The following is a 12,769-nucleotide window of genomic DNA, read 5'->3' as shown; positions in this document are numbered from 1 at the left end:
TACCTCGCAGCTAGGCGGACGGAAAGGCCCGCGCCTTAAGTCCTTCTACGAAAGCGCCGAAGGCGCCGTGGGGGACGGCCAGTGCTGCACGCCCTGGGGTCTTCGAGTCACGGATGCCCACGTGAGTTGGGAGAGCGGCGACCTCTACGCAGTTGTTGCCTTCACCGGCCCCGGAATAGGACGACTTCCGCCAGGTGTAGGAGCGGGTCATGGGGTACCTCACAGTTCCTTCGCCAGTGCGTGGATGAATTCACGAGAACGTTCGGGTTCCAGCGCCACCGCCTCAACCTTACGGAAAAGCGTTCGTGAGGCGACGAGTTGCGCTTCGGAGTCAATCAGTGTCGTGCCGTGCGGTGAATCCCGTACGGCAGTGTCGAGCTTCGGAACGGTTCCGCCCACATACATCATGGCGCTTCCGGCGCCGGCGAACCCGTCGAGGTCGAACGGGATGACGCGCACGGTGACGTGGTCGGCCTCGGAGAGTTCCAGCACGCGGTTGAGCTGCGCCCGCACGGCCGGGCGGTCGCCTACTCGTATCCGCAAGGCCGCTTCGTGGATCACGGCTTTGTACGGGACAGCGGCGGGGCCTTCGATGATGACGCGGCGGTCCATCCGGTGGCGGGCACGCAGTTCCACGTCCTCCTCGGCACGCGCGGGAACTTGGTACGAGAAAACGGCGCGGGCGTAATCCTCCGTCTGAAGCAGCCCGGGTACGTGCAGGAACTCGATGTCATGCCGGTAGGTGGCGTGGTGCTCCACCTCCGCGAGGTCCAGGTACATCGTGGGCAGGAGGCCGCGATACTTCTCCCACCAGCCAACCGTCCGGTCGGTCGCCATCGCCACCAGCGCGTCGATCAACTCCTCGTCCGCGCAAGCGTATTGCGTCGCCATACGCCGCAGGCGCGCCTCGCTCAGACCCGCCAGACCGGCCTCGGTCTGGCTCACCTGCGCGGAGTCCGTACCGAGGAGCGCGGCGGCCTCCCGCCCCTTGAGCCCGGCCGCCTCCCGCAGTTTCCGCAGCTCAGCACCTAGCCGCTCCTGGCGTGCGCTCGCCTGCCGTCTACGCGGCATGACGTCCTCCTCGGCTTCAACTGCTGAGTGATCCCGACTCGTTCGGGCGGCAGACTACGCAACAGCTTGCGTGGGACCAAAATTTGCCCCTACCTTCAGTGACGCACCGCACACTCTGCGGGTTCCCGGGGCGCCGGAAGCGCACCGCTCCGTCCTGCCATGACGGGCGCGACATGCCACCGCCGCCCGGGACCAACGCACAGCCACCCCCTCACCGAACGGAACACCCGCATGCCCGAAAGCGAACCCTGGGAGTACTCCCTCTACATCCCGAACGACCCGCGCGCGGTGACGGTCAGCCGTCGCACCCTGCGCCTCATCCTGACCATGCACGGCCTGATCCGCCTGGTCGATGTCGCGGAGCTGCTCGCCGCCGAGCTGGTGAGCAATGCCGTACGGCATACGAAGGGCCCGGCGGCGCTGAGGGTCAGGTGGTCGGTCGGGGTGCTGCGCATCGGGGCCTGGGACACCGCCCCGGAACCACCTGACCCGCCCAGCGCGAACGCGGAGGACGCCGAGGAGGGCCGGGGCCTGCTGCTGGTCAGGGCGTGTGCCGACGAGTGGGGCTGGCATGCCCTGGGGAGCGGGGCGAACCGGGGCAAGTACGTGTGGTGCGAACTGGCAGCCGCGTAGCGGAGATCCCCGGTCAGCCACGACCGGCACGGCCACCGGCACGGACACCGGATGCAAGCACCACCATCCCCAGCGCCGCCACCGCCCCGACCGCGAACCCGGCATGCGGCCCCGCCCCGTCCACCGCCCGTCCGGCGAGCGCCGCGGCCCCCGCCGTCCCCGCGGCGCTCGCCGAACCGAGCCACGTGAACGCCTGCGTGAGAACGGCCCGGTCAACGGCGTTCTCGGCCAGGACGGAGAAGACGACAAGGAGCACCGGCACCGCCAGACCCGTAAGAGCCAGGCACGCGGCCACCATCCACGGGCCGTCCACGACCGTCAGCGGCAGGCACGCCAGGGCCAACCCCGCCGCCGCCAGCGCTCGTTGCCGTTCGGGCGGCGCATTCCAGTGGCGTACCCCGTACGCCCAACCCCCCGCCAGGTTGCTGCAGTTGGACACCGCGTACAGCAGCGGTGCCACATCCGGCGTGCCCCGCCCGACCGCGTACGCCGTCACCGACACCTGCAGCGCACCGAAGAAGACCCCGAGCGCGGCGTTGAGCGCGACAAGTCGTATGAAGGCGCCGCGCAGCAGGCTGCGGCCCGCGCCCCGGCGTTCGGCCCGGCCCGCGACCGGTGGCGCGGTGCGGCGCTGCGCGGCGAGGGAGAGTCCGCCGCCGACCACCAGGAGGGCGGCGAGCAGGCTGCCGAGGCGCGGATAGCCCGCGGCGCCGACCGCGCTGACGAGGGCGGGGCCCGCGAGGAAGGAGACCCCGTTGGCCAGGGCTTCGAGGGTGAAGGCGCGTGGCAGCGCGCTCTCGTGCGGGGTGCCGCGCAGCAGAGCCGGCCAGCGCGCCGCGGAGAGCGCGCTGAGCTGCGGGAGGCTCGCGCCCGCGAGGACCGCCCCGGCGAGGGTGAGGAGGTTGCCGCCCGCGAACAGCAGCCCGATCGCCCCCGCGTGCACGGACAGCGCGCAGACCAGCACCCGCGCCTGCCCGAAACGGTCGACAAGACGGCCGACCTGCGGTCCGCCCAGCGCGTCGGCGACGGCGAAACACCCTGTCACCACGCCCGCCTCCCCGAACGAGCCCGTCCGCGCGTACACCAGCCACACGATGCCGACCCCGGTCATCGCGAGCCCGACGCGCCCTACGACGCCGGAGAGGAAGAAGGCGGCCGCACCCGGAATGCGGAGAAGGGCCCGGTAAGTACGTCGATTCGCCGTCGGCACGGCGCGTCCCTTTCGCCGCCCGGCGGGACGCGCTCACCCGGGGTCGTCGGCGTCCGGAGTGTGCCGACCCGTGAGCGCGCCAGTAGCCGTCCAGTGCGGGCGGGAGGCGGGGACGCGCGCCTCCCGCCGACTCTGTCACCGGGCAGAAGTATGAGTACGAGTGTGAGTGTGAGTGTGAGTACGAATGCCGCTCGACCTTAACCCAGGAAGCAGCGAAAAGCGCCAGCGGGAATGCGCGCACTCCTCACGCGCATTCCCACCGGCGCTTTTCGCTTACGGTCGGCACACTCACCGACCTGGGGTCATCCGCCGACGTACCAGCTGAATCCGCCGTTGGCCGCGGCGATCATCAGCACGACGAAGAGGATGACGTCGACGATGCCCAGGATGAGGCCCGCCTTCGCCATGCCCGCACCCCCACTGGCGGCCCTCTGCCGCAGGGCGAGCGCGCCGAAGATGATCGCGAGCGGACCCAGGACGAAGCTGAGGAAGAACAGTCCGACGATGCCGCAGACGAGTCCGGCTATCGCGAGGCCATTCGTCCGGGTACCGGAAGAAGCGGCAGAACGGCTACCGTAGGCCGACATGGTCCACACCCCTCAGATCGATCTGACCGATTTGCAGAACGTCGTTACGACCCTCCGGGTGCCCCGGAATTCGGCGCACACGCTGCCCGAATTCCGAGTTTAAGTGGAAGCAATTACTCCGGTGCGCCTTCCTCGGCCTCCGGCTCCCACTCCAGCAGCCGTACCTTCGCCACCGACCGCACATGCCTGCGCATCGCCGCCGCCGCCCCGCGCCCCTGCCCCGCCTCGATCGCGTCGAGGATCGCCCGGTGCTGGGCGAGCGATCGGCCCGGCCGGCGCGGCTGGCGCAGCGACTCGGTGCGGGACTCCGCGATCGGCTCGTCGATCTCGCGCATGAACGCGGCGAGCAGCGCGCTGTGCGCCGCCGCCGTCACCGCCGCGTGGAAAAGCCGGTCCCCCTCGATGCCGAGGCCGCCCGCCTCGATGTCGCGCGCCATGGTGTCGAGGGCGGTGCGCAGCGCGGCGAGGTCGGCGTCCGTTCGGCGCTCCGCCGCCAGCTCCGCCAGCTTCGTCTCCAGCGCCTCACGCGCCTCCAGGACGTCCGGCAGCCGCTTCTTGCGGGCGACGAGGCTCTCGACCGGTTCGACGACGGCCGTGTCGAGGCTGTCCCGCATCAGGTACGTGCCGCCGCCGTGCCGCGCCTCGACCAGGCCCTGCACCTCCAGGACGACGATGGCCTGCTTGACCGAGGCGCGGCTCACCCCGAGCCGCGCCGCGAGGTCGCGCTCGGTCGGCAGCCGGTCACCCTCGCGCAGGCCGCCCTCGGCGACGTACGTACGCAGCCGGTCGAGCACCTGCTCGTACAGGCGCGGGCGCGCAGTCATCGGCCGCAGTGCGTCGGTCATGCCCCGGCCCTTCCTCGCCCGGTACGGGCCTTGTCGTGTGCCCGGCAGCGTACGTCCTTGACGTGGGCGCCTGCCAGACGGCACGCTCGGATTGGCTCAGCCACTGAACCAATCTGCTGCAGATCAGGAGTGTTCACGTGTCCCGACTCCTCCCGGCCCTGGCCGACACCCCCGACCGCCCGGCCCTGCGCTTCGGCGACCGCTCCCTGACCTACGGCGAACTGGCGGCGGCCGCCACGCCCCTGGCGTCCCGGCTGAGCGGTTCGGCGCGCGTCGCCGTGTGGGCGACTCCGACCCTGGAGACCGCCGTCGGCGTGGTCGCCGCGCTGATCGCCGGAGTCGCCGCCGTTCCGGTCAACCCGAAGTCGGGCGGGAGCGAGCTGGGGCACATCGTGGCGGACAGCGCGCCCGACGCGGTCCTCGCGGCGCCGGGTACGGAACTGCCGCCCGCGCTGGCCGGGTTGAACCGCGTCGACATCACCGTAGAGACGGAAACGGGCCGACCGGGCCCCCTCCCCGACGAACCCGCCGACCCCGAAACCCCCGCCTTCATCGTCTACACCTCCGGCACCACCGGGCCTCCCAAGGGCGCCGTCCTCCCCCGCCGCGCCGTCTCCTCCACGCTCGACGCGCTGCGCGACGCCTGGCGGTGGACGGAGCGGGACACGCTCGTCCACGGGCTGCCGCTCTTCCACGTGCACGGGCTGATCCTGGGCGTGATCGGCCCGCTGCGCAGGGGCGGCGCGGTGCGGCACCTCGGCCGGTTCGACACGGACGGCGTCACGCGCGAGCTGGCGTCCGGGGCGACGATGCTGTTCGGCGTGCCGACGATGTACCACCGCATCGCGGAAGCCCTGCCCACCGACCCGGCGCTCGCGAAGGCGCTCGCCTCGGCCCGGCTCCTGGTCTCGGGCTCCGCCGCGCTGCCCGTCCACGACCACGAGCGGATCACCGCCGCCACCGGTCAGCGTGTGATCGAGCGGTACGGGATGACGGAGACGCTGATGAACACCAGCGTCCGCGCCGACGGCGAGCCGCGCCCCGGCGCGGTCGGCGTTCCGCTGCCCGGTGTGGAGCTGCGGCTCACCGAGGACGACGGGACGACCGAGGTGCCGGCCGGGGACCCGGAGGCGGTCGGGGAGATCCAGGTGCGCGGGCCCAACCTGTTCCTGGAGTACCTGAACCGGCCCGACGCGACGGCGGCGGCGTTCGCGCCGGGCGGCTGGTTCCGCACGGGTGACATGGCCGTGCGCGACCCCGACGGCTACGTCCGCATCATCGGCCGCAAGGCCACCGACCTCATCAAGAGCGGCGGCTACAAGATCGGCGCGGGCGAGATCGAGAACGCGCTCCTGGAACACCCCGGCGTCAAGGAGGCCGCCGTCACCGGCGCCCCCGACGCCGACCTGGGCGAACGCGTCGTCGCCTGGATCGTCCCGGCCGACGCCGGCGACCCGCCGGGCGCCACCGCCCTCGCCGACCACGTGGCCGCCCGCCTCTCCCCGCACAAGCGGCCCCGCACGGTCCACTACCTCGACGCGCTGCCCCGCAACGACATGGGCAAGATCCTCAAGCGGTCGCTCTCCGATGGCTGAGGGCACCGGCGCCCGCGCCGTCCTCGCCACCGTCTGCGACCCCGACACCTTCCGCGAACTCGCGCCCCCGGCCCCGCCCGCACGCCCCGACCCGCTCCGCTGGCCCGGCTACGGCGACGCCAAGGCACGCGCCACCGAACGCACCGGCGAAGCCGAGTCCGTCGTCACCGGCACCGCCGAGATCGACGGAGCCCCGGCGGTCGTCGTCGCCTTCGAGTTCGGGTACCTGGGCGGCTCCCTCGGACAGGAGACCGGCGACCGTATCGAGGCCGCGCACGTCCACGCCCGCGCGCACCGCCTGCCCCTCGTCCCGCTCATCGCCACGGGCGGCAGCCGGATGCAGGAGGGCATGATCGCGCTGACCCAACTGCAGCGTGTCGCCCGGCAGTCAGCGCTGACCCGCGCCGCCGGGCTGCCCCAGATCGCCGTCGTACGGGATCCGACGACGGGCGGCGGCTGGGCGACCCTCGGCGCGGGTGCCGACCTGACCCTCGCCCTGCCCGGGGCGCAGATCGGGTTCGCCGGGTCCCGGGTGCGCCCGCCGGGAGCGGACCCGGCGGCGTACACCGCGCAGGCGCAGTGGGAGGCGGGCTCCGTCGACACGGTCGTGGCCCCGGACGAGCTGCGCGCCGCGCTCGGCCGCCGCCTGCGGCTGCTGACCCGGCCGTCCGCTGCTTCGAAGGCCCCGGCGCCCGTACCGTACGCGCTGGGCCGCACCGACCTCCCCACCACCGGCTGGGAGGCGGTCGAACGCGCCCGGGCGCCTCAACGACCGCGCGCCGCCGCCTACTTGGACGCCTACTTCACCGACCGCGTCGAGCTGCGGGGCGATCGCGCGGGCGGCACGGACGACGGCATGCTCTGCGGGTTCGGCGCCCATGAAGCGCAGGGGCGGAGCCGCACCATCGCCTACGCGGCCCAGTGCGGCACCGCCACCACCCCGGCGGGATACCGCACCGCCACCCGGCTGGTCCGGCTCGCGGGCCGCCTCGGCATCCCCGTACTCACGCTCGTGGACACCCCCGGCGCGGCGAGCGGCGACGCGGCCGAGCGGGCGGGCGCGGGCGCGGCCATCGCCGAACTGTTCCTCGCGCTCGCCGAGTCACCGGTGCCGCTCACCACGCTCGTCATCGGCGAGGGCGGCTCCGGCGGCGCGCTGGCCCTCGCGGCTCCCGGCAACACCTGGGTGGCGCCGGACGCGTACTTCTCGGTGATCGCCCCCGAGCTGGCCGCCGCGATCCTCAAGCGGCCCGCCGACCTGGCCCCGGTCACCGCCGGTCAACTGCGCCTCCGCCCACAGGACTTGGTGGACCTGGGCGTGGTCCGAGGCATCGCCGAGCCGCCGCCCGCCGCCACCCCGGCTCCATGATCTGAAACGAACAGGCGCGCAGTTGTTCCCACGAACAGGTGATCGTCCCGCCAAAAAATTGCATGAGGCACGAGTGACCGACGATGCTTACGGTGCGCAAGCGACGGGCTGCAGACCGTAGTTGCCGCGCACCCGGCCCATGTCCCGTACAGAGCCGGGGTGTTCGTCCCACACACATGCACCATCGCAAGGAGAACGTTTCACCATGAACCTGCTCACCGACATCCTCGCCGGCCTCGTCCACTTCGTCGGCTGGCTGGTGTAGCTCAGTCGGACACCAGCGCGGCGCCGTCTCCCCCGGTCCCACGGGGAGGCGGCGCCGCCGCGTTGCCTCCGGCCCCTTCGCCGGCGAGCAACGCCCGCAGCCTCGGGACCACTTCCCCGCCCGCCCGCAGGGCGTCGTCCGCGTCCGGGCCCCCTGAGAGCACGAACTCGTCGACGCCCGCGAGACAGTACGCGTGCAGACGCCGGGCGGTCCCCTCGTGGTCCCGGCCCGCCTCGACGGACAGCCGCAGCGCGAACCGCAGCGCCGGATTCCGGTCCCGCACCCGGGCGACCCGGTCCGCGACCTCGGCCGGGGACTGCTCCGGCTCGCTCCACAGCAGGTGGACGTCGGCCCGCCGCGCGGCAAGGTTCTCCGCGGCACCCGACACGCCCCCCAGATACAGCGGCACCTTGTGCTCGACGGCCGGATCGGTCAGCCGCGCGCCCTCGACCTGCACATGCTGCCCCTGGAAGTCGATGCGCCTGCCGTCGAGCAGATCCCGCACCACCGCCATCACCTCATCGGTGCGGCCGTAACGCCGGTCATGCGTCAACCGCTCACTCACCGACCGCTGTTCGGTGCGGTCATCGGCCGTCACCACGTTCAGCCGCAGCCGCCCGCCGGTGAACCGGCGGAACGCGTCCGCCTGCTGCGCGAGCAGCGTCGGGCTGACCGCCCCCGCCCGCACCCCGACCAGGAACCCGATCCGCTCCGTGCGTCCGGCGAGCACGGACGCCAAGTGCCACGGGTCCGAGCGCCCGCGCCCCACCGGCGCGAACAGCGACACGAATCCGGCCCGCTCGGCGGCGCGCGCGACCCGCACGGGCCCGGCCGTGTCGGCCCGGTCGCCTCCGGCGGGCAGGGACCAATGCAGCAACGGCAAGTTCTGGGACATGGGCACCTCGGGCCTACGACAGGGTGGCAAGGGCAGGGCGCACCCCGGGGCCCCGGTACAGGGAAGGGGTGCGTACGTCATGGAAGTCGCCGCTACGGGCGGGGCGAGCCGGGCCGGTACCTCGGCAACCGGCGAAGGCCTTCAGCGCCTTCGCCAACCGGCGAAAGCCTCACCGACGGACGAGGCGGCTCGCAACGAGGCTGCTCAGCGACCAGCCGTACGGCGACGCGCGGAGGCCCGACAGAGCATCGTCGCGACACGCAGCAGATCCACGTGTCGACGCGAGACGAGAACGAGGGCCATGCCCGCATCCTTTCCGGGCCCCGCCCCCGCCACAACCCACGGTCCGCATCCCGGACGTCGCCGTATCACCCCTTGACATACCGAAGCCATGCCGAAGCCATGCCGAAGGGATGCCGAAGCCATGCCGGGGCCATACCGAAGGGGTGCCGAAGGGATGCCGAAGCCATGCCGGGGCCCGGCGCGGCGTTCCTCCGCACCGGGCCCCGAGCCCAACTGCCGGTTACCTGACCCCGACCGCCCGGATGATCTCCTGGGTCACGGCCCCGCCCCTGTCGTCCTCGGCCGACGCCCGCAGCGAGACGTACTCCGCCTGCCGCGGAACGCTCAGGCTGCCCTTCCACGAGGCGCCACGACCGCTCAGACCAACCGGCCGCCACGTCTTGCCGTCGTCGTACGAGACCTCCAGCCGGCCCCCGCCGATCGTCCCCGTACCGGCCGCGTCCTTCACGTACTCGCCGAAGATCCCGACCGGGACGCGCGAGCCGCCCCGTACGTCACCCGCCAGATCGGTGTCGATGTCGAAACCGAGGTTGATCAGCGGCAGATACGTCCACCGGTCGCCGGGCGTCGCCGCCGACCTGAACGTCCACTCGGCGTGCCCCTTGGCCGACAGTTCCCAGCGCGCGGGGTCGAGCGTGGTGTCCGTGGCGACCTCGTACGTGTGCTCGCCCGGATCGGCGTCCCACACGTACACACCCGAACTCTTCTTGCGGTCGACCTCCGCCCCGTCCACGGAGACCGACGTGTACTGGTCGATGCCGTTGGTCTCGCTGCTCCAGGCGTCGCCGAAGCCGGTGTGGTCGGGCCCGGAGTCGCCCCAGCCGGGCGTGTTGAACCGAAGTGAGTTGCCGGAGCGCTGCTGCCCCCAGCCGAGCCCGGTGCCCAGCCACGGGTGCCAGACCGGCTTGAACCAGTCGAGGTTCTTCCGCGTACCGCCCTCGTAGGTGACCAGGCCGCTGCGCTGCTCCAGGTCGGTCGGGCCGGTCTGCACGGACTCGTGCCACATCTGCCCGGCGCCCGTGGAGACGTACTCGGTGCGTTCGGCCGGGTAGGCGATCTTCTCCAGGAAGCCGAGCCCGATCGGGAACGTGTCGGTGATCGAGTACCGGAACTCGCCCCCGTCCTGCGGCTTCACGGCATGGAACCTGGTGTCCAGGACGGCCAGTTCACGCTTGCCCGGCCGGTACTCCAGGTCCCCCCTCGGCACGCCGCCCTTGTGCTCGTCGGTGAGGTCGTACACCCAGGGCGTGTACCGCGTGCCCGTCATCGAGAGGGTGCGGCCCTTCTTCGCCAGCTCGGCGAGCGTGGCGCCGCCCACCGCGTCGACGGAGGCGATCTGCAACGGCCGGTCGCTGCCGTCCTCCGGCCCGAACCAGGCGCTGAGCCGCCCCGGCGCGTCGTCCGTCACGAACAGCGCCTTCGCGCCCGCGTCCTGCGCGGCCTGGGCCAGCTGGTCAGGGGCGATGGCCTCGGTGCGGCGCACGAGGACGGCCTTGCCGCGCACGTTCCTGCCCGCGTAGTCGGCGGGCGCGCCGTCCCCCGCGTCCACGACACGCAGCCTGCTGCGGCCCTCGACGAGCGTGCCGCCCGCCTGCAAGGTGGCCTCGCGCAGACCGTCGACCCGGAGCATCGGCTTCCCGAGGCGCCACACCGTGCGGTACTCGAAGCTGCCCTCGCTCACCTTGCCCGTCGGCGCGGCGAAGACACTGTCGTAGGTGACCGGCAACTGCACGGCGCTCATGTAGTCGGCGCCGCCCGCCTGGCGCGCGGCCTCCATGACGAGCTGCCGGGTCTCCGTGGTACGCCCGACGTCGGCGGTGATCTCCTTCAGCCGCCGCCCGTCGAGCGTGACCTCACGGTCGCGGTCGAGCGTGATCTCCGGCTCGGCGAGGTAGCCGAGGCCGAGCGAGTCCTTGCCGTGGCTGCCGCGCACGTCGAGGTAGGACTCCAGGTGGTACGAGCCCGGCTTGAGCCGCAACTCCAGCGTGCCGGAGTCGCCGACCGCGGCCGGGAACGGGTCCGTGTCCGCGGCGAGCCGCTGCACCGTCAGGCCGGCGGCTGCGGGCGCGCCGGACCGGTCCTTCACATGGACGGTCAGCGTGTACCGCTCCTCCTCCTTCACCAGGCCGAACACCGTGTGCGCGACGGCCTTGCCGCCCGCGCTCGCGACGATCTGCCCGCTGAGAGCGCCGACCGCCGCCTTGGCGCCGTCGCCGGTGACGGTGGTGGAGGCGGTGCCGTGCGCCGGAACGTTCAGCGCGCTGTCCCCGAGCGTGGCAACACCCTCACCGCCCCCCTGCACGGCGAGATCCAGCTGAACGTCGTCGTCACCCGTGTTCGTGTAGGTGACGGTCCGCGTCACCGGCTTGTTCTCCTCGTACGGCCACGAGTAGTAGCCGAGGTCGGCGCTGCCGGTGGCGGTGACCTGCGCGCCGATGGCGTCCGGCACGCTGACCCGCCCGGCGCCCAGCGCATAGGCGGACGCGTCGTCCAGCTCCTTGCTGCTGGACATGAGCGCGTCCTTGAGCTGCGCGCCCGTCCAGTCCGGATGCTCCTGCGCGAGCAGCGCGGCCACCCCTGCGACGTGCGGCGTCGCCATCGACGTACCGCTCATCTCCGTGTACGGGCCTTCGCCCTCGGCCGCCAGCGAAGAACGCGCGGCCAGGATGCCGACGCCCGGCGCGGAGACGTCGGGCTTGAGGGCGTTGTCGCCGAGGCGCGGGCCCTGGCTGGTGAAGTACGCGGCCTGGTCGGCGCTGTCGACGGCGCCGACGGTGAGCGCGGAGTCGGCGGCGCCGGGCGAGCCGATGGAGCTGGGCGCGCCGGTGTTCCCGGCGGCGATCACGAAGAGGGCCCCGGTCTCGGCGGAGAGCGTATTGACGGCGGCGGACATGGGATCGGTGCCGTCACTGGCCTCGTCCGAACCGAGGCTCATGGAGACGACCTTGGCGCCGATGTCCTTGGCGGCCCACTCCATACCGGCGATGATCTGCGACTCGGTGCCGGAGCCCGCGTTGCTGAGGACCTTGCCGACGGCGAGGGTGGCGTCAGGGGCGACGCCCTTCTCCTTGCCGCCGTCGGAGGCGGCCCCCGACCCGCCGACGGTCGAGGCGACGTGCGTGCCGTGCCCGTGCCGGTCGGCGACCTCCTCCCCCTCGATGAACGACTTCGACTCGGTGACACGCGTCGCGAGGTCGGGGTGGGCGGCGTCGTACCCGGTGTCGAGGACGGCGACCTTCACGCCCTTGCCGGTCAGCCCCGCCTCCCAGGCCTTCGGGGTGCCGATCTGGGCGTTGCTGTCGGCCATGTCGGCTTCGACGCGCCCGTCGAGCCAGACCTTGCGGATGCCGTCCTCGAAACCCTTGCCGGTCGTGGCGGCGTCCCAGAAGGTCCGCCCCTTGTGGGCGTCGAGGGCGGCGCCACGGACGCTCGGCAGCGCACGCGTCCGCTCGGCACCCCTGGGAACGGCGCGGGCGCCGAGGGCCGCCTTGCCGCTCCCGTAGGTCACGATGAGGGGCGTCGCGTCGGCCTCGCCGTCCGCGAGGCCCTGGCGTATCAGCTCGCTGACGTCGAACAGGCGGGCGTCGAGGGTGCCCGCGCTCAGGTAGGGCCGGGCCTCGTCCGGTACGACGCTGATGTCGCCGTGCGCCACCTGCGTGCGGACGGCGCCGGTCGCGCCCCGCGCCCGCTCCACGGTGACGGTCCGCTTGCCGCCGCTCAACTCCGTCACGGTCACCTTGTCGCCGGTCACCAGGGTCACGGTGTGCGCGGCGGCCGCGGCCTTCGTCGCCTTCGCCTTCGCCTGGGGTACGGGCATGGGGGCGGCCTGCGCACCACCGCCGGGCAGCAGCGCGAACGCGATGCCGGCCGACAGCAGGGCCGCGCCGCGTCTCGCGGCAGGTCCTCTGGTCATCGTCGCCTCTCTTCGTATGCCTCGGATCGGGGGTCACCCGAGTGCTCAGAAGAGTGTCAAGCCCCGTGCGTTACGCGGGAGTT

10 protein-coding genes are annotated in these 12,769 nt (G+C 72.6%); 3 read left to right on the top strand and 7 right to left on the bottom strand.

Annotated elements, in window-relative coordinates; genetic code table 11:
* Positions 1-10 precede the first annotated feature (10 nt).
* Positions 11-211, bottom strand: a complete 201-nt coding sequence (locus ACH4RC_RS06460) for a DUF397 domain-containing protein (RefSeq protein WP_398196014.1) — start codon at positions 209-211, stop codon at positions 11-13.
* Positions 212-219: 8 nt separating this feature from the next.
* Entirely contained in the window at positions 220-1,071 is an 852-nt protein-coding gene (locus ACH4RC_RS06455) for a helix-turn-helix domain-containing protein (protein WP_398196011.1), read from the bottom strand.
* 231 nt (positions 1,072-1,302) lie between these two features.
* On the opposite strand from ACH4RC_RS06455, the gene ACH4RC_RS06450 reads away from it, so the two are divergent.
* Positions 1,303-1,704 (top strand): ATP-binding protein, encoded by a 402-nt coding sequence (locus ACH4RC_RS06450; protein ID WP_398196009.1) that lies wholly within the window; start codon positions 1,303-1,305, stop codon positions 1,702-1,704.
* A gap of 13 nt (positions 1,705-1,717) precedes the next feature.
* Here the strand turns inward: ACH4RC_RS06450 and ACH4RC_RS06445 are convergent, their stop codons facing one another.
* From ACH4RC_RS06445 to ACH4RC_RS06435, 3 genes are all read right to left on the bottom strand, one after another.
* Positions 1,718-2,914, bottom strand: a complete 1,197-nt coding sequence (locus tag ACH4RC_RS06445) for an MFS transporter (protein ID WP_398196006.1) — start codon at positions 2,912-2,914, stop codon at positions 1,718-1,720.
* A 302-nt stretch (positions 2,915-3,216) separates the two neighbouring features.
* Positions 3,217-3,501, bottom strand: a complete 285-nt coding sequence (locus ACH4RC_RS06440; protein ID WP_398196004.1) for a DUF4190 domain-containing protein — start codon at positions 3,499-3,501, stop codon at positions 3,217-3,219.
* Between the two features lie 113 nt (positions 3,502-3,614).
* The gene (locus ACH4RC_RS06435) at positions 3,615-4,346 is read right to left on the bottom strand and encodes a FadR/GntR family transcriptional regulator (protein WP_398196002.1); all 732 of its coding nucleotides are present in this window, start codon (positions 4,344-4,346) and stop codon (positions 3,615-3,617) included.
* 137 nt (positions 4,347-4,483) lie between these two features.
* Here ACH4RC_RS06435 and ACH4RC_RS06430 point away from each other — a divergent pair, with 137 nt between their 5' ends.
* Positions 4,484-5,941, top strand: coding sequence for an acyl-CoA synthetase (locus ACH4RC_RS06430; protein ID WP_398195999.1), 1,458 nt, complete (start codon positions 4,484-4,486; stop codon positions 5,939-5,941).
* On the top strand, positions 5,934-7,310 hold the full coding sequence (locus ACH4RC_RS06425) for a carboxyl transferase domain-containing protein (protein ID WP_398195996.1): 1,377 nt from the start codon (positions 5,934-5,936) through the stop codon (positions 7,308-7,310). The genes ACH4RC_RS06430 and ACH4RC_RS06425 overlap by 8 nt, the downstream gene beginning before the upstream one ends.
* Before the next feature lie 266 nt (positions 7,311-7,576).
* Here ACH4RC_RS06425 and ACH4RC_RS06420 read toward each other — a convergent pair whose 3' ends face one another.
* Positions 7,577-8,470 carry an LLM class flavin-dependent oxidoreductase gene (locus tag ACH4RC_RS06420; protein WP_398195993.1) on the bottom strand — a complete coding sequence of 298 codons (894 nt, stop codon included), beginning with the start codon at positions 8,468-8,470 and terminating at the stop codon, positions 7,577-7,579.
* 523 nt (positions 8,471-8,993) lie between these two features.
* Complete coding sequence (locus tag ACH4RC_RS06415; protein ID WP_398195990.1) at positions 8,994-12,686, bottom strand: S8 family serine peptidase; 3,693 nt, start codon at positions 12,684-12,686, stop codon at positions 8,994-8,996.
* Positions 12,687-12,769: the final 83 nt, after the last annotated feature.

The organism is Streptomyces sp. NPDC016845 (genome assembly GCF_044332585.1).
Lineage (GTDB): Bacteria > Actinomycetota > Actinomycetes > Streptomycetales > Streptomycetaceae > Streptomyces.
This window is presented reverse-complemented; position numbering and strand designations above follow the sequence as displayed.

Bases quoted from the DNA above. Each gene is read 5' to 3' on its own strand.
- ACH4RC_RS06460 (WP_398196014.1), bottom strand. From the start codon at position 211: ATGACCCGCTCCTACACCTGGCGGAAGTCGTCCTATTCCGGGGCCGGT.
- ACH4RC_RS06455 (WP_398196011.1), bottom strand. From the start codon at position 1,071: ATGCCGCGTAGACGGCAGGCGAGCGCACGCCAGGAGCGGCTAGGTGCT.
- ACH4RC_RS06450 (WP_398196009.1), top strand. From the start codon at position 1,303: ATGCCCGAAAGCGAACCCTGGGAGTACTCCCTCTACATCCCGAACGAC.
- ACH4RC_RS06440 (WP_398196004.1), bottom strand. From the start codon at position 3,501: ATGTCGGCCTACGGTAGCCGTTCTGCCGCTTCTTCCGGTACCCGGACG.
- ACH4RC_RS06435 (WP_398196002.1), bottom strand. From the start codon at position 4,346: ATGACCGACGCACTGCGGCCGATGACTGCGCGCCCGCGCCTGTACGAG.
- ACH4RC_RS06425 (WP_398195996.1), top strand. From the start codon at position 5,934: ATGGCTGAGGGCACCGGCGCCCGCGCCGTCCTCGCCACCGTCTGCGAC.
- ACH4RC_RS06420 (WP_398195993.1), bottom strand. From the start codon at position 8,470: ATGTCCCAGAACTTGCCGTTGCTGCATTGGTCCCTGCCCGCCGGAGGC.
- ACH4RC_RS06415 (WP_398195990.1), bottom strand. From the start codon at position 12,686: ATGACCAGAGGACCTGCCGCGAGACGCGGCGCGGCCCTGCTGTCGGCC.